The organism is Sphingomonas sp. FW306-1B-B10E, assembly GCF_058782005.1.
In genome coordinates this window covers 66,386-80,775 of record NZ_JBYSXG010000009.1, presented here as the reverse complement: position 1 = coordinate 80,775, position 14,390 = coordinate 66,386, and the positions used below count along the sequence as shown (strand labels likewise).

19 protein-coding genes are annotated in these 14,390 nt (G+C 66.4%); 14 read left to right on the top strand and 5 right to left on the bottom strand.

The window, feature by feature from the left end:
• The first annotated feature begins 1 nt into the window (after window position 1).
• From dnaQ to AC3WJI_RS05590, 7 genes are all read left to right on the top strand, one after another.
• Complete coding sequence (gene dnaQ / locus AC3WJI_RS05620; protein ID WP_492756267.1) at window positions 2-694, top strand: DNA polymerase III subunit epsilon; 693 nt, start codon at window positions 2-4, stop codon at window positions 692-694.
• 58 nt (window positions 695-752) lie between these two features.
• Window positions 753-1,340: a ribosome hibernation-promoting factor, HPF/YfiA family gene (hpf, locus tag AC3WJI_RS05615; RefSeq protein ID WP_492756266.1), complete on the top strand. Its 588-nt coding sequence runs from the start codon at window positions 753-755 to the stop codon at window positions 1,338-1,340.
• Between the two features lie 37 nt (window positions 1,341-1,377).
• Entirely contained in the window at window positions 1,378-1,845 is a 468-nt protein-coding gene (locus AC3WJI_RS05610; protein WP_492756265.1) for a PTS sugar transporter subunit IIA, read from the top strand.
• A complete protein-coding gene (locus AC3WJI_RS05605) occupies window positions 1,832-2,296 on the top strand; it encodes a PaaI family thioesterase (RefSeq protein ID WP_492756264.1) in 465 nt (154 codons plus the stop codon). The genes AC3WJI_RS05610 and AC3WJI_RS05605 overlap by 14 nt, the downstream gene beginning before the upstream one ends.
• Entirely contained in the window at window positions 2,296-2,634 is a 339-nt protein-coding gene (locus tag AC3WJI_RS05600; RefSeq protein WP_492756263.1) for a DUF1491 family protein, read from the top strand. Before AC3WJI_RS05605 ends, AC3WJI_RS05600 begins: the two co-directional genes overlap by 1 nt.
• A gap of 155 nt (window positions 2,635-2,789) precedes the next feature.
• On the top strand, window positions 2,790-3,434 hold the full coding sequence (locus AC3WJI_RS05595) for a cell wall hydrolase (protein WP_492756262.1): 645 nt from the start codon (window positions 2,790-2,792) through the stop codon (window positions 3,432-3,434).
• 49 nt (window positions 3,435-3,483) lie between these two features.
• Complete coding sequence (locus tag AC3WJI_RS05590) at window positions 3,484-3,966, top strand: MmcB family DNA repair protein (protein WP_492756261.1); 483 nt, start codon at window positions 3,484-3,486, stop codon at window positions 3,964-3,966.
• 120 nt (window positions 3,967-4,086) lie between these two features.
• Here AC3WJI_RS05590 and AC3WJI_RS05585 read toward each other — a convergent pair whose 3' ends face one another.
• A complete protein-coding gene (locus tag AC3WJI_RS05585) occupies window positions 4,087-4,695 on the bottom strand; it encodes an ankyrin repeat domain-containing protein (protein WP_492756260.1) in 609 nt (202 codons plus the stop codon).
• A gap of 80 nt (window positions 4,696-4,775) precedes the next feature.
• Here AC3WJI_RS05585 and AC3WJI_RS05580 point away from each other — a divergent pair, with 80 nt between their 5' ends.
• From AC3WJI_RS05580 to AC3WJI_RS05570, 3 genes are read left to right on the top strand one after another with little or no spacing between them, the layout of a single operon-like run.
• Window positions 4,776-5,354: an SCO family protein gene (locus tag AC3WJI_RS05580; RefSeq protein WP_492756259.1), complete on the top strand. Its 579-nt coding sequence runs from the start codon at window positions 4,776-4,778 to the stop codon at window positions 5,352-5,354.
• Entirely contained in the window at window positions 5,351-5,785 is a 435-nt protein-coding gene (locus AC3WJI_RS05575; RefSeq protein ID WP_492756258.1) for a YcgN family cysteine cluster protein, read from the top strand. The genes AC3WJI_RS05580 and AC3WJI_RS05575 overlap by 4 nt, the downstream gene beginning before the upstream one ends.
• Window positions 5,782-6,468 (top strand): M48 family metallopeptidase, encoded by a 687-nt coding sequence (locus tag AC3WJI_RS05570; protein ID WP_492756257.1) that lies wholly within the window; start codon window positions 5,782-5,784, stop codon window positions 6,466-6,468. The genes AC3WJI_RS05575 and AC3WJI_RS05570 overlap by 4 nt, the downstream gene beginning before the upstream one ends.
• Window positions 6,469-6,649: 181 nt before the next feature.
• On the opposite strand, the gene AC3WJI_RS05565 is transcribed toward AC3WJI_RS05570, so the two are convergent.
• From AC3WJI_RS05565 to AC3WJI_RS05550, 4 genes are read right to left on the bottom strand one after another with little or no spacing between them, the layout of a single operon-like run.
• Window positions 6,650-8,785, bottom strand: a complete 2,136-nt coding sequence (locus tag AC3WJI_RS05565; RefSeq protein ID WP_492756256.1) for a transglycosylase domain-containing protein — start codon at window positions 8,783-8,785, stop codon at window positions 6,650-6,652.
• A gap of 41 nt (window positions 8,786-8,826) precedes the next feature.
• Window positions 8,827-9,258, bottom strand: a complete 432-nt coding sequence (msrB, locus tag AC3WJI_RS05560) for a peptide-methionine (R)-S-oxide reductase MsrB (RefSeq protein WP_492756255.1) — start codon at window positions 9,256-9,258, stop codon at window positions 8,827-8,829.
• Window positions 9,259-9,290: 32 nt separating this feature from the next.
• On the bottom strand, window positions 9,291-9,791 hold the full coding sequence (locus AC3WJI_RS05555) for a sterol desaturase family protein (protein WP_492756254.1): 501 nt from the start codon (window positions 9,789-9,791) through the stop codon (window positions 9,291-9,293).
• Window positions 9,792-9,831: 40 nt separating this feature from the next.
• Entirely contained in the window at window positions 9,832-10,314 is a 483-nt protein-coding gene (locus AC3WJI_RS05550; protein WP_492756253.1) for a hypothetical protein, read from the bottom strand.
• 271 nt (window positions 10,315-10,585) lie between these two features.
• Between AC3WJI_RS05550 and sucC the strand changes: the two genes are divergently transcribed.
• The 4 genes from sucC to AC3WJI_RS05530 all read left to right on the top strand — a co-directional run bounded on the left by sucC (window position 10,586) and on the right by AC3WJI_RS05530 (window position 14,095).
• Entirely contained in the window at window positions 10,586-11,785 is a 1,200-nt protein-coding gene (sucC, locus tag AC3WJI_RS05545) for an ADP-forming succinate--CoA ligase subunit beta (protein WP_492756252.1), read from the top strand.
• Complete coding sequence (locus AC3WJI_RS05540) at window positions 11,782-12,240, top strand: GFA family protein (RefSeq protein ID WP_492756251.1); 459 nt, start codon at window positions 11,782-11,784, stop codon at window positions 12,238-12,240. The genes sucC and AC3WJI_RS05540 overlap by 4 nt, the downstream gene beginning before the upstream one ends.
• Before the next feature lie 88 nt (window positions 12,241-12,328).
• Complete coding sequence (locus tag AC3WJI_RS05535; RefSeq protein WP_492756250.1) at window positions 12,329-13,081, top strand: electron transfer flavoprotein subunit beta/FixA family protein; 753 nt, start codon at window positions 12,329-12,331, stop codon at window positions 13,079-13,081.
• 84 nt (window positions 13,082-13,165) lie between these two features.
• Complete coding sequence (locus AC3WJI_RS05530; protein WP_492756249.1) at window positions 13,166-14,095, top strand: electron transfer flavoprotein subunit alpha/FixB family protein; 930 nt, start codon at window positions 13,166-13,168, stop codon at window positions 14,093-14,095.
• Window positions 14,096-14,390 lie beyond the last annotated feature (295 nt).

Here is a 14,390-nt window from a genome sequence, read left to right as displayed (position 1 = left end):
CATGCGCGAAATCGTGTTCGATACCGAAACGACGGGGCTCAGCTTCGCGGGCGGAGACCGGCTGGTCGAGATCGGCTGTATCGAAATGCACAACCGGGTACCCACCGGCAGGCATTTCCACCAATATATCAACCCGCAGCGCGACATGCCGGCCGAGGCCGAGCGCGTCCATGGGCTGAGCGCGCGCTTCCTTTCGGACAAGCCGCTGTTCCACGACGTGGTCGAGGACCTGCTCGAATTCCTCGGCGATTGCCCGCTGGTCGCGCACAATGCCGGTTTCGACTTTTCGTTTCTCAACGGCGAGCTCGGCCGCTGCGGCCGGCCGGTGATCTGCACCACCCGCATGGTCGACACGCTGGCGATCGCCCGCGTCAAGCATCCCGGCGCCAAGCACACGCTCGATGCCCTGTGCAGCCGCTACGGGATCGATCTCAGCGCCCGCCAGCTCCACGGCGCATTGCTCGACGCGCAGTTGCTGGCGCAGGTCTATGTCGAACTGACCGGCGGCCGCCAGATCACGCTGGGCCTCGCGGTCGACGCGCCGGTGATGCGCGAGACGCCGGCGGAGGCGCCGAACCGCGTGCATGTGCGGCCTGCCCGGCATTTTGCGGCATCGGCCGTGGAACTTGAGCGCCACGCAGCCTTTGTCCAAGGATTGGAGGACCCGCTCTGGGCCCTGGCCGCATCCGGTTAGCCGGATCCGGCCGCCGGGCATGGAACGGGCGGCCTCGTTTGAAGTGGAGGTATAAGTCATGGATATCCGAGTCTCTGGCCATCAGGTCGAAACCGGTGATGCGCTCAAGACGCTGGTCACCGAACGGCTCCAGGGTATCGCCGACAAATATTTCTCGCGTGCCCTCTCCTCGCAGGTCACCTTCGGCAAGGGCCCGCACGACAACGGCTTCACCTGCGACATCATCATGCACGTGATGCAGGGCCTGGTGCTCAAGGCGGCCAATCGCGGGATGGAAGCCAACGGCGCGTTCGACGGCGCCGCCGATCGGATCGACAAGCAGCTGCGCCGCTACACCCGCCGGCTCAAGGATCGTCAGAACGGCGCGATCAGCGCGCTCGCGGAGAACGGCGCCTATGACAATGCCGGCTATACCTTGTTCCAAGAGCCGGCCGAGGAGGAAGAACCCGCCGAGGCGCCGCTGATCATCGCCGAAACGCGCGTCGACGTGCCCGAGGCGACGGTGTCGGACGCAGTGATGATGCTCGACCTGCGCCACACCAACGCGCTGCTGTTCAAGAACACGGCGACGGGCACGCACAATATGGTCTATCGCCGCGGCGACGGCACGATCGGATGGGTTGAGCCCAACCGCACACAGGCCTAGGGGAAGCGCGCCCGGGGGGCGATCTTTTGGACATGTGATGACCGAACTCAGCGATTTGCTGATGCCCGAGGCGGTGCTCGCCGGCTTGGGCGCGGCGAACAAGAAGACCCTGTTCCAGCAACTCGGCACCGCCGCGGCGCGCGCTTATGGCGTCGACGCGAAGCTGGTGACCGAGCGGCTGGCCGAGCGCGAGAAGCTCGGCTCGACCGGCTTCGGCAGCGGGATCGCGATCCCCCATGCCAAGCTCGAGGGGCTCAAGCGCGTCGCCGGAATTTTTGTACGGCTCGACCAGCCGGTCGATTTCGTCGCGATCGACGATCTGCCGGTGGACCTGGTGTTCATGCTGCTGTCGCCGGTGGGTGCGGGTGCCGAGCATTTGAAGGCGCTCGCCTGCGTGTCGCGCAAGCTGCGCGACCGCAATTTCGCCGCCAAGCTGCGCGGCGCGGGATCGCCGGACGCTTTGTTCGCGCTGCTCGCCGGCGTGGAGACGCGTGACGCCGCCTGAGGCGCCCCGCGGCGCCGAGGCGCATTTCCGCGCGCTCGAATCGCTCTACGCCGCGGCGCCGATCAACCGCTTGTTCGAATCGACGCTCGAGATCGCCGAGGGCGGCGTCGCGCGGATTCGGTTCGATATCGACTCGCGCTTCTTCCACGCGGCAGGTGCGGTGCACGGCACGAGCTATTTCAAGATGCTCGACGACGCCGCTTTCTACGCGGCGAACAGCCTCGTCACCGACCGCTTCCTGCTCACCACTGCGTTCAACCTGCTGTTCACCAAGCCCTTGGGCGAGGGACCCGTGATCGCCGAGGGACGCTGGGTGAGCGGGCAGCGCCGGGTATTCGTCGCCGAAGCGCGACTGATCGACGCTCAGGGCGAGGAAGCGGCGCGTGGCACCGGCACCTTCATGCGCTCGCGCATCCCGCTCGCGTCGCTCCCCGGCTATCGGACGAACTGATGGCGCGGTTGACCAGCGCGATGCTGGTGAGCGCGCTCGTGCGCCGGGCCGACCAGCAGGGCGGCTCGGCGATGGTGTTGGCCAGGGGCGACGAGAGCGCCGGTGGAATCTTGCTGATAACGTGTCGAAAAGGCACGGATCCGCGCTTCTTCGAGCGCGGTCTGGGGCCGCAGGGGCTTCCGGCGCTAATCCCCGCCGGACCACAAGATCTTGCGGATGAGGCGGCTGTGACCGGCTATTGGCAGCGGCGGCGCAGCTTCGATCGCGACCTCTGGGTCGTCGAACTGGATATCGCAGACGCCGAACGCTTCGCCGCTGAAACGATGAACCTTTGTTGACTTGACGCGTGCGCGCGGGCCAAGGGCGGTATTCGTTCAATAGCGTTGTGCCGGTCGGGGTGTGAAACCGGGCGGTTACGCAGTCGGGGGGAAGTCCGACAGTCCCACATGTATCCCGGGGCTGGTCGCGCACCACCGCACAGTATCGAAGTTTGATGAAGTTCATGCCACGCGCCGCGACCTTCGCGGCTGTGACTTTCTGCGCTGGCGCACTTGCGAATGCAGCCACGCTCGACGCCGGACAGGTGGCCCAGCAGGCTCAGGTCCAGGCAGTCAACACTCAGGAACATCATGTTGTTCCCGCGCCCCAGATCGGGGCGCAGCCGATCCAGCAGGACGGCGAGATCGTGCAGCCGCTTCCGCAGGCCGCACTCCAGGAAGACCAGGATTTCGCATCGCTCTCGGCCGCGGTCGACGCACACGACGATGCAGGCGCCGCAAATGCCGAGCTCAACTGCCTCGCCATCGGCGTCTATTACGAGGCCAAGAGCGAATCGCTCGCCGGCCAGCTCGCGGTCGCCGATGTCATCATCAATCGCACCAAGTCGGGCCGCTTCCCCAAGTCGATCTGCTCGGTGATCACCCAGCCTGGCCAGTTCTCGTTCGTTCGCGGCGGCAAGCTGCCGACCCCGCCTTCGAATGCCCAGTGGCGCAAGGCCGTCGGCGTCGCCAAGGTGGCGCAGAACGATCTGTGGGACAGCCCCGCCGGCAACGCGCTCTACTTCCATGCGCGCTATGTGAAGCCGAGCTGGAACCGGGCACGCGTCGCCACCATCGGCAATCACGTTTTCTATCGCTGAAGTCGACGCGGGGCTTTCCCGTGTTCGCCGAATGTTCTAACAGCCGGGGATGACCTCCCCGGCTGTTTTGCATTCCGAAGCGCCGCTCGTCGCGGCCGATGTCGCGCGCGGCGTGACGCGGATGCTGCTGCGCCACGATATCGCAGCGATCGGCGAGGTGCCGCTCGATGGCGGCCGCCGCGCCGATTTGATGGCGCTCGATGTGCGCGGCAACATCGTCATCGTCGAGATCAAGGTGTCGCGCGCCGACCTGCTCGGCGATGCCAAATGGACCGACTATCTCGCGCATTGCGACCGCTTCTTCTGGGCGGTGCCGGCGGGGTTCGACCTGCGCCCGTTCGAGCAAGATGGGTTCCTGCCGGCGCGCGCAGGGCTGATCGTCGCCGATCGCTACGATGCGGCGGTGGTGCGCGAGGCGGCGACGGTGCCCCTGGCGAGCGCGACGCGGAAGAAATGCACCCTGGCCTTCGCCCGCCGTGCGGCGCGCCGCGTCACCCATTTGCTCGACCCCGAGGCCGAGCAAGTATTCTAGCGCGCCTAGCGGCCAGTCGAAAGGACCGATGTGCTCCTGCGAAAGCAGAGCCTAGAGTCACGGGGGAGGCCTGTACGGCCCTGGGCTCCTGCTTTCGCAGGAGCACGAACAGCCCGCGTCTTAGTTCGAACCGGGGCCGGTCGCCGGCTTCGCACCCTTCTTCGGCGCGTCCGTGAGCAGCTTGGCGATGTTCGGGTAGCGGGTGTTCTCGCGGGCATAATCGCGCGCGGACTTGCCGCTGCCGTAATCGGCGCGGTCGGGATCGGCCTTGGCGTCGAGCAATTGGCGGACGATCTCGATATTATGCATCTGGACCGCGCGGATCAGCGGCGTCTCGCCGCCATTGTTCGGCAGATTCACATTGGCGCGATACTTGATCAGGATGCCGACGCCCTCGCCCCAATTCTGTTCGACCGCGACCATCATCGCGGTGTTGCCGCGGCCATCCTGAAGATTGGGATTGATGTCGTCGGCCTGGAGCAGGACGCGCAGATAGAGTGCGTCCGAACGCTTTGCGACGATGTGCAGCGCACCCTCGCCGCTGCCGCGCTCCTTGGTGTTGACGATCCGCAGCGAGCGGTCGAGCAGGAACTTGTTGAGCTTCGCCCCGTCCGAATCGCGGACGGCCTTCAGGAACTCATAGCCGTCCGAGAATTGTTGCGCGGCGGCAGGCACGGCGGCGAGCGCCAAAGCGGCGACGGCGATGACGCGAAACCCACGAAAACCCATGATGCGAGCGAACCTTCTGCTGAACCCCGTCCTTGCAAGCGATCGCCTAACAGATCATGGCTGCCCACGCCATGTACAGGATGTTTCCAGCCCTCGCGCTGCTCGCCGCGGTTCCGCTCGCCGGCTGCGGCGCAGGCAAGGCCGAGGACCCGCCGCTGGCCGGTGCGCGCATCGGCGGGTCGTTCGCGCTCACCGACCAGAACGGCAGGACCGTGCGCGATACCGATTTCGCCGGCCGCTATCGCGTCGTCTATTTCGGCTACACCTATTGCCCCGATGTCTGCCCGACCGACATGGCCAAGATCGGCCAGGCGATGACGCTGCTCGACAAGGAGTCGCCGAGGATTGCGCAGAAGGTCGTGCCGATCTTCATCACCGTCGATCCCGAGCGCGACACGCCCGCCGCGATCAAGCAGTTCGTCGCCAACTTCCATCCGCGCATCGTAGGGCTGACCGGCAGCCCACAGGCGATCGCCGCGGTCACGAAGAATTACGCGGTCTATTTCAAGAAGCAGCCGCCGGGACCTGGCGGCGGCTATATGGTCGATCATCTCGCGGTGGCGTTCCTGATGGGTCCCAATGGCGAGCCGATCGCCTCGCTGCCGATCGACAAGGATGGCGCGGCGATTGCCGAACAAGTGAAGCATTGGGTGCGATGAGCGGGCGCTTCTGGGAAGATACCCCGCTCGCCAAGCTCGATCGCGCGCAGTGGGAGGCCTTGTGCGACGGCTGCGGCAAGTGCTGCGTCCACAAGCTCGAGGACGAGGATACCGGCGAGCTCCACGCGACCAACGTCGCGTGTCGGCTGCTCGATCGGCGGATGGGGCAGTGCAGCGACTATCGCCACCGCCACGCTTATGTCAGCGAATGCGTCCGCCTGAACGCCAATAACGTCGCCGGGATCGAGTGGCTGCCCTCGACCTGCGCCTATCGGCTGCGCGCCGAGGGCCGGCCGCTGCCCGACTGGCATTATCTGGTGAGCGGCGACCGCGAATCGGTCCATGCCGCCGGCCAGTCGACGCGCGGCTGGACAGTGTCGGAGGACGATGTCGGCGATCTCGAGCACCATCTCGTGGACCGGGAGCTTTGAGCGCGGAGATCGAGATCGTCCGCCACGCCCGCGCCCGGCGGATGCGCCTCGCCGTCGATCCGCGCGACGGCACGATCCGCCTGACCCTGCCGCCGCGCGCGTCGCTCAAGAAGGGATTGGCCTGGGCCGAGGAGCAGCGCGCCTGGATCGCGGCGCAGCAGGCGCGGCTTCCCGAGGGGCAGCCGCTGGCACCGGGCGCTCGCTTTCCGTTCGCGGGGCGCGAGATCGCGATCGAGCACGCGCCAGCGGCGGCCCGGGTGCCGCGGCTCGATGGCGACCGGCTGGTTTGCGGCGGTCCGCGCGAAGGGCTTGAGCGGCGCATCGAGCGCTGGTTGCGCGGCGAGGCGCTGCGCGTGCTCAGTGCAGAGACGGCCGAATATGCCGTGCGTGCCGGCGTGACGGTGACGCGGGTGTCGGTCGGCGATCCGCGCGGGCGCTGGGGGAGCTGCGCGGCGTCGGGCGCGATCCGTTACAGCTGGCGGTTGATCCTTGCGCCGGAACATGTCCGCCGCGCGACGGTGGCGCACGAAGTCGCGCATCGCATCCACATGAATCACTCGCCGGTCTTCCACCGCCTGGTCGAGACGCTGTTCGAAGCCGACCCGACTCCGGCGCGCCACTGGCTGCGGCGCAACGGCGCGTCGCTGCATTGGGTGGGACGCGGGGACGCGCCAGCGCTGTAACGCACGTCTGACCCCGCACTAACGCGCGCGGCGCGCAGTGCCGACCTCTCCCCGTTCGTGCTGAGCTTGTCGAAGCACCGTTCTTCTTCGCGCTAGGAAGAACGTCCGCCCTTCGACAAGCTCAGGGCGAACGGTAAGGAGCGCGACTCTTGCACCACGATGAGGCCTGCGCCGGTCGAGCTCAGAATCCGTCCTGGTTCTCGCGTGGCGGCGCGCGGTCCTGCTGCGGCTGCTGGCGGGGAACGTCGCGCGGGGGTGGTGCGCGGTTCGGATCGGGTTGCTGCGGCGGCGGACGGTTCCCCGTCATTCGGTCGATCCAGTCCTGGTCGAGCTGCTCGTCGCTCTGCGCCTGCGGATCCGCGCTGCCGTCGCCACGGGGCTGCTGGTCGGTGGGCAGCGGATTGCCGTCGGCGTCGACGAACATGCCGTTGTCGGGCGCGGTGTAATAGGCGTTATCCTCGGGCTCGAGCTGCCATTCAGGCAGGGTCACCTGCGTCTCGAACTGCTCGACCGGGCGGTTTGCCACGGCCTTGCTCATGAACGCCGAGAAGGCGCGCGCCGGCGCGGTACCGCCCTGCAGCCCGGGGACGACCTTGGCGTCGTCGCGGCCCATCCAGACGCCGGTGGTCAGCCCGCTCGAGAACCCGATGAACCAGCCGTCCTTGTTCGAGCTGGTGGTACCGGTCTTGCCCGCGACCGGGCGTCCGATCTGCGCGGCGCGGCCGGTGCCGGTGGCGACCGCGGTCTGGAGCAGGTCGGTCATCTGCGCCGCGACATAGGGCGCGACGAGTACGTGGCTGGTGTCGACTTCGTGCTGGTAGATGACGTTCCCGTTCGCCGTGACGCGGGTTATGCCATAGGGGGTGACCGCCACCCCCTTCTGCCCCACCGAGGCGAAGGCGCGGGTCATGTCGATCAGCCGCACGTTCGAAGTGCCGAGCACCATTGCCGGCTGGGTATTGATCGGGGTGGTGATGCCGAAGCGGCGTGCCATGTCGGCGACGGTGCCGAAGCCGACTTCCTGGCCGAGCTTCGCCGCGATCGTGTTGATCGAATAGGCGAAGGCGGTGCGGATCGTGATCTGCCCCGAATTGCGTCCCGAACTATTGCGCGGACTCCAGCCGTTGATCGTCACCGGCTCGTCGACGACGATATCGTCGAGCTTGTGCCCCGCCTCGAGGGCGGAGAGATAGACGAACAGCTTGAACGCCGATCCCGGCTGGCGCGTCGCCTGGGTCGCGCGGTTGTAGATGGACGCGACATAATCCTTGCCGCCGACCATCGCGCGCACCGAACCGTCGCGATCAAGGCTGATCAGGGCGCCCTGGGCGTTGCCCGGTGCGTTCTTGCGAATCGCCTCGTCCGCGGCGCGCTGCATGCCGAGGTCGAGCGTGGTCCACACCTCCAGCGGCGCTTCGGTCTCGTCGATCAAAGTCTCTAGCTGGGGAAGCGCCCAGTCGGTGAAATAGCGCACGCTGTTCTGACGCGGCTCGGGGGCGAGCTTGACCGTGCGCGGATCGATGGCCGAGGCGGTCGCCTGGCTGATCTTGCCGGTCTCGGCCATCACGTCGAGCACGACGCTGGCGCGGCTGACCGCCGCCTCGGCGTCGGCCGTCGGCGAGTAATGCGACGGCGCCTTGACCAGCCCGGCGATCACCGCCGCCTCCGCGAGCGTGAGGTTGGTCGCCGGATGCCCGAAGAACTTTCGCGACGCCGCGTCGATGCCATAAGCGCCGCCACCGAAATAGACCTTGTTGAGGTAGAGCTCGAGGATCTGGTTCTTCGAAAATTTGCGCTCCATCGCCAGCGCCAGCACCGCCTCGCGCATCTTGCGGCCGAAATCATATTTGTTCGACAGGAAGATCGTGCGCGCGACCTGCTGGGTAATCGTCGAGGCGCCCTGCAACCGGCGCCCGGTGCCGCGGTTGGCGATACCCGTGCGCACGGCGCGGGCGAGGCCGAGCGGGTCGACGCCCCAATGGCTCTCGAAGCGGCGATCTTCGACCGCGACGATCGCGTCCTTCATCACCTGGGGGATTTGGTCGTACTTGATCCACTCGCCATAGCTCGGCCCGAGCGAGACGAGCACGGTGCCGTCGGCGGCGTGGACGCGGACCATCTGGCCGTTGGGCGAGGATTTGAGCTCGTCATAGCTCGGCAGCGAGGATTTGGTCGAATAGACCGCGATCAGCAGCGCCACTACGGCGATCAGCGCGACGCTGATGCCGGTGACCAGGGTCCACAGCGCGATGCGTTTCCAGACCGAGCCGGAGCGCCACCAGGATTTGCGGGAGGATTGCGGTTTTCTGGAAGCCATCGGAAGCGGTGGTTAAGCCCTAAACCCTCGGCTCACAAGAATCAGCCTGCGGAAGCGTCGCTAGCCCCGTTGGTGTTTCCGCCGCGTGAACGGAAATCCAGGCTCACCGAGTTCATGCAATAGCGCCGCCCGGTCGGCGGCGGACCATCGGGGAAGACATGGCCGAGGTGCCCGTCGCAGCGCGCGCAGCGCGCCTCGACTCGGCGCATGCCGTGGCTGTTGTCGGCATGCTCGACGACGCGGTCCGTCGCGATCGGCTGCGTGAAGCTGGGCCAGCCCGATCCCGAATCATATTTGTCGGCGCTGTCGAACAATTCGAGATGGCACGCGGCGCAGCGATACAGGCCGTCGGCCTTGTTGTCATTGTAGAGCCCCGAAAAGGCGCGTTCGGTGCCGGCCTCGCGCAACACGTGAAATTGTTCGGGGGTGAGCCGCTTGCGCCACTCGGCCTCGGACAGGTTGAGCTGTTCCATGGCCCAGCATGTGTGCGCGGGCCGGCGGCGCGTCAATCCGACTCGGCACGAACGCGGATCGATCCGCCGCGTGCCTTGAGCTCGCGCTTGAGCTCCTCGGCGCGCGGTGCCCACAGAAACCCGAAGCTCACCGTACCGTGCTTCGACTCGACCGCGTGATGGAGCCGGTGCGCCTGGACGATACGCTTCATGTATCGCGAGCGCGCGACATAGCGGTGCGGCAGGCGCTGGTGGACGATGATGTCGTGAAAGCCGAAATAGATCGCGCCATAGGCGGCGATTCCCGCGCCGATCCACGCCGAGCCCGGCCACCATCCGAGCTGCACCCCGCCGAGCAGCAGCACGAAGGAGGGGACCGCGAAGATCACCGCATAAAGATCGTTGAGTTCGAACGCGCCGGTCCGCGGGCGGTGGTGGCTGGCATGAAGGAACCAGCCCGGACCATGCATCACCCAGCGATGCGCGGCATAGGCGAACACCTCCATCGCGGCGACGGTACCGACGAACAACAGGATGCCGAGCCAAATGTTCATGGTTGCTAGATAGGGTGCCTGGCGCCGCGCGTCATGTCCGTCAGAATGCGAACTTGGTGTCGCCGCAGGATACCGGCGTCAGCCGATAGGAAGCGAAGGGCTTGTCGCCGTCAGGCTTGCGCGCGACGATCGTCCAGCGCCAGCCTTGGCCGTCGGGTACGAGCTGATTTACGTAGGTCGCGTCGGGATAGGCATAATCGACGACGATCGCACCACCTTCGACGGTTCCCTCGCCCGCCGCGCTGTAGCCTGCGCCGAAACTGTCCATCCACCAGCCACTGAGCCTGGTCCCGTCATGATCGCCGAGGACGATCGCAGCATCATAGGGGTCAGACGCGTCGAGCCCGTGCATCTCGAGTAGCAGATAGCGCCCGTCGAGCCGCCACGCGCCGCGCACGCGAGTCGCGACGCGTTTGCCCATCACTTCGCCCGGGGCGTCCCAGCAGCCGGCAAGTCTATCGAGCGCGACGTGCGCGGGGGCGGCGGTTGCGGCTAGCAAGGCGAGCATGGTTGCGAGGAACATCGGCTGCCGATAGCGGCGCGCGTTGGGCAACGCTATCGTTGGCCGCCGGCGATCTCGAGGTATGCGGGCGTCGAAGGTTGACCCATGCTGGGCTCCCCCGCCGCTCGCGCCCACAGGGCGCGCACTAAGCGGGCTTGGCCCACCGTACCGCAAACACGAAATTAATTGCGAGCGCGTCGCAATTGCAGTTACGAGGAAAAGGTTTGGATTCATCGACGCTCCGTGCTTAAGGCCTCCGCAAACCCCCCGCCAGCAACATGAGGGCGCGCCCATGAACATCCACGAATATCAGGCCAAGGAATTGCTCGCCAAGTTCGGCGTGCCCGTCCCCGCAGGCTTCGCCGCTCTCACCGTCGAGGAAGCCGTCGAAGCCTCGAAGAAGCTCCCCGGACCGCTCTATGTCGTCAAGGCGCAGATCCACGCCGGCGGCCGCGGCAAGGGCAAATTCAAGGAGCTCGGCCCCGACGCCAAGGGCGGCGTCCGCCTCGCCAAGACCGAGGACGAAGTGCGCGCCGCCGCGGCCGACATGCTCGGCAACACGCTGGTGACGATCCAGACCGGCGAGCACGGCAAGCAGGTCAACCGCCTCTACGTCACCGACGGCGTCGACATCGCCAAGGAATTCTACCTTGCCTTGCTCGTCAATCGCGCCACCGGCCGCATCTCGATGGTTGCCTCGACCGAGGGCGGCATGGACATCGAGACTGTCGCGCACGACACGCCCGAGAAGATTCATAGCATCGACATCGATCCGGCGACCGGATTCATGGCCCATCATGGCCGCGCCGTCGCCGCCGCGCTCGAGCTGACCGGCGACCTCGCCAAGCAGGCCGCCAACGTCGCCTCGAAGCTGTACGACGCCTTCCTCGGCACCGATGCCGAGCAGATCGAGATCAACCCGCTCGCCGTCACCGACGACGGCAAGCTGATGGTCCTGGACGCCAAGGTCGGCTTCGACGGCAATGCGATGTTCCGTCACAAGGACGTCGCCGCACTCCGCGACGAGACCGAAGAGGACCCGATGGAGCTCGAGGCGTCGAAGTACGACCTCGCCTACATCAAGCTCGACGGCGACATCGGCTGCATGGTCAACGGCGCCGGCCTCGCCATGGCGACGATGGACATCATCAAGCTCAACGGCATGTTCCCGGCCAACTTCCTCGACGTCGGCGGCGGCGCCAACAAGGAGAAGGTCACCGCGGCGTTCAAGATCATCCTGAGCGATCCGGCGGTGAAGGGTATCCTCGTCAACATCTTCGGCGGGATCATGCGCTGCGACATCATCGCCGAGGGCATCGTCGCCGCGGCGAAGGAAGTGAACCTCTCGGTGCCGCTCGTCGTCCGCCTCGAGGGCACCAACGTCCAGCAGGGCAAGGACATCCTCGCCAATTCGGGCCTCGCCATCGTTCCGGCGAACGACCTGGGCGATGCGGCGAAGAAGATCGTCGCGGAGGTCCAGAAGGCGGCGTGAGCGCTTCTGCCGACAGCGCGGAAGGGGGCTGCCGTTGCGGGCAGGTCCGCTTCTGCGTGGTCGGCGCGCCGATCTTCACCGGCGCCTGCCATTGCCGGGGCTGCCGGAAGATGACCGCCAGCGCCTATTCGGTGAGTGGCGCCTGGCCGGCGGAGGCATTCCACGTCGCGGCCGGCGAGCCGGTGATCGGCGGGATGCACGGTGCGACAAGGCACTATTTCTGCGGTCATTGCCTGAGCTGGATGTTCACGCGGCCGGAGGGGTTCGACGCCTTCGTTAACGTGCGCATTACCTTGCTCGACGTGCCCCCGGCCGATCCGCCGTTCCTCGAGACCTACACGTCCGAGGCTTTGCCCTGGGCAAAGACCGGCGCGGCGCACAGTTTCGCAACCTTCCCCCCGTCCGAATCATTCGAGACGCTGGTCGCGGAGTTCGCGCAGGCGCGCGCAGGTTGACGTTCGCGTAAACGTAAGCCAGTGAAGTTTTATTCGAGGCTCGACCTTTCCTCCCCGGAAACAGGGAAGAGCCTAGGGAGAGAAGCAGATGAAGGTCCTGGTGCCGGTCAAGCGGGTGCTTGACTATAATGTGAAGCCTCGCGTGAAGGCCGACGGGACGGGGGTCGACCTCGCCAACGTCAAGATGAGCATGAACCCGTTCGACGAGATCGCGATCGAGGAAGCGGTTCGCCTCAAGGAAAAGGGCGCCGCCACCGAGGTCGTCGTCGTCACGATCGGCGTGCCCAAGGCCGAGACCGACGTGCTGCTCACCGCGCGCGCAATGGGTGCCGACCGCGCGATCCTGATCGCGACCGAAGACGAGGTCGAGCCGCTGGCGGTCGCCAAGCTCCTCGCCAAGGTCGCCGAAGAGGAGCAGCCCGGGCTGGTCATCCTCGGCAAGCAGGCGATCGACGACGATTCGAACCAGACCGGGCAGATGCTCGCCGCCCTGCTCGGCTGGGCGCAGGGCACCTTCGCCTCGAAGGTCGAGGTCAATGGCGAGCGCGTGTCGGTCACTCGCGAAGTCGATGGCGGGCTCGAGACGGTCGATCTCAAGCTGCCGGCAATCGTCACCACCGATCTCCGTCTCAACGAGCCGCGCTACGCCACCTTGCCCAACATCATGAAGGCCAAGTCCAAGCCGGTCGCGAAGAAGATCGTCGCCGATTACGGCGTCGACGTCGCGCCGCGGCTCAAGACGCTCAAGGTGGTCGAGCCGGGCAAGCGCCAGGCAGGCGTCAAGGTCGGCAGCGTCGACGAACTGGTCGAGCGCCTCAAGGGCCTCGGCATCGCCAAGTAATCCACCGCTCGGGCTGAGCTTGTCGAAGCCCGAGCGAGTCTCACCGCCCTTCGACAAGCTCAGGGCGAACGGAGAGATAAAGCTATGAAAACCCTGGTTTGGGTCGAACACGACAATAAGAGCGTCAAGGATGCGACGCTCGCCACGGTCACCGCGGCGTCGAAGCTCGGCGAGGTCCACCTCCTCGTCGCTGGGTCGGGCGCCGCAGCGGTGGCCGACGAAGCCGCCAAGATCGCCGGCGTCGGCAAGGTCCATCTCGCCGACGATTCCGCGTTCGAGCATGCGCTCGCCGAGAATGTCGCGCCGCTGATCGCGACGTTGATGCAGGATCACGACGCGGTGCTGTTCCCGGCGACCACCACCGGCAAGAACGTCGCGCCGCGCGTTGCCGCCTTGCTCGACGTGATGCAGATTTCGGACGTGCTCTCGGTCGAGGGTCCCGACACCTTCACCCGCCCGATCTATGCCGGCAACGCGATCGCCACGGTGCAGACCAGCGACAAGAAATTGGTGATCACCGTCCGCGGCACCGCATTCGAGAAGGCGGCGACGAGCGGCGGCAGCAGCACCGTCGAGCCGGTGAGCGGCAGCGGCGATGCCGGCCTCTCCACCTTCGCCGGTGCCGAGATCGCCGAGTCGGTGCGTCCGGAGCTGACCAGCGCCAAGATCATCGTCTCGGGCGGCCGCGCGCTCCAGAACAGCGAGAATTTCCACACGCTGATCGAGCCGCTTGCCGACAAGCTCGGCGCCGCGGTCGGCGCCTCGCGCGCGGCGGTCGACGCGGGCTATGTTCCCAACGACTATCAGGTCGGCCAGACCGGCAAGATCGTCGCGCCGGAGGTCTATATCGCGGTCGGCATCTCGGGCGCGATCCAGCACCTCGCCGGCATGAAGGATTCGAAGACGATCATCGCGATCAACAAGGACGAGGACGCCCCGATCTTCCAGGTCGCCGACATCGGCCTGGTCGGCGACCTGTTCAAGATCGTCCCGGAGCTGACCGAGAAGCTCTGAGGCGCTCGAGGATAGTTGCGAGAGGGGCGCTCCTGCGGGGGCGCCCTTTTCATTTGGCGAGCGGCCTCGCGTCCTGGATAATGGAAGCGGCCATCTGTCATGTACGCACGGTGCTCCGGCGAAGGCCGGAGCGCCGGAGACGACGCGATGACGACCGTATCGCACCGCCGCCAACGCTCGGCCTTCGCCGGAGCACGAACGGAATGCGCCTCGGCTTCGACCGAAGCGCGATAATCATCCGCGCTATCAACCGGTGCTCCTGCGAAAGCAGGAGCCCAGAGCCGCAGGCGGGGCG

What these genes read in the sequence shown, in the direction of transcription:
- AC3WJI_RS05555 (WP_492756254.1), bottom strand. Translation starts at nt 9,791, where the DNA reads ATGAACATTTGGCTCGGCATCCTGTTGTTCGTCGGTACCGTCGCCGCG.
- AC3WJI_RS05600 (WP_492756263.1), top strand. Translation starts at nt 2,296, where the DNA reads ATGGCGCGGTTGACCAGCGCGATGCTGGTGAGCGCGCTCGTGCGCCGG.
- AC3WJI_RS05585 (WP_492756260.1), bottom strand. Translation starts at nt 4,695, where the DNA reads ATGGGTTTTCGTGGGTTTCGCGTCATCGCCGTCGCCGCTTTGGCGCTC.
- AC3WJI_RS05535 (WP_492756250.1), top strand. Translation starts at nt 12,329, where the DNA reads ATGAAGGTCCTGGTGCCGGTCAAGCGGGTGCTTGACTATAATGTGAAG.
- sucC (WP_492756252.1), top strand. Translation starts at nt 10,586, where the DNA reads ATGAACATCCACGAATATCAGGCCAAGGAATTGCTCGCCAAGTTCGGC.
- AC3WJI_RS05550 (WP_492756253.1), bottom strand. Translation starts at nt 10,314, where the DNA reads ATGTTCCTCGCAACCATGCTCGCCTTGCTAGCCGCAACCGCCGCCCCC.
- hpf (WP_492756266.1), top strand. Translation starts at nt 753, where the DNA reads ATGGATATCCGAGTCTCTGGCCATCAGGTCGAAACCGGTGATGCGCTC.
- AC3WJI_RS05595 (WP_492756262.1), top strand. Translation starts at nt 2,790, where the DNA reads ATGAAGTTCATGCCACGCGCCGCGACCTTCGCGGCTGTGACTTTCTGC.
- AC3WJI_RS05580 (WP_492756259.1), top strand. Translation starts at nt 4,776, where the DNA reads ATGTTTCCAGCCCTCGCGCTGCTCGCCGCGGTTCCGCTCGCCGGCTGC.
- msrB (WP_492756255.1), bottom strand. Translation starts at nt 9,258, where the DNA reads ATGGAACAGCTCAACCTGTCCGAGGCCGAGTGGCGCAAGCGGCTCACC.
- AC3WJI_RS05610 (WP_492756265.1), top strand. Translation starts at nt 1,378, where the DNA reads ATGACCGAACTCAGCGATTTGCTGATGCCCGAGGCGGTGCTCGCCGGC.
- AC3WJI_RS05565 (WP_492756256.1), bottom strand. Translation starts at nt 8,785, where the DNA reads ATGGCTTCCAGAAAACCGCAATCCTCCCGCAAATCCTGGTGGCGCTCC.
- AC3WJI_RS05575 (WP_492756258.1), top strand. Translation starts at nt 5,351, where the DNA reads ATGAGCGGGCGCTTCTGGGAAGATACCCCGCTCGCCAAGCTCGATCGC.
- dnaQ (WP_492756267.1), top strand. Translation starts at nt 2, where the DNA reads ATGCGCGAAATCGTGTTCGATACCGAAACGACGGGGCTCAGCTTCGCG.
- AC3WJI_RS05530 (WP_492756249.1), top strand. Translation starts at nt 13,166, where the DNA reads ATGAAAACCCTGGTTTGGGTCGAACACGACAATAAGAGCGTCAAGGAT.
- AC3WJI_RS05590 (WP_492756261.1), top strand. Translation starts at nt 3,484, where the DNA reads ATGACCTCCCCGGCTGTTTTGCATTCCGAAGCGCCGCTCGTCGCGGCC.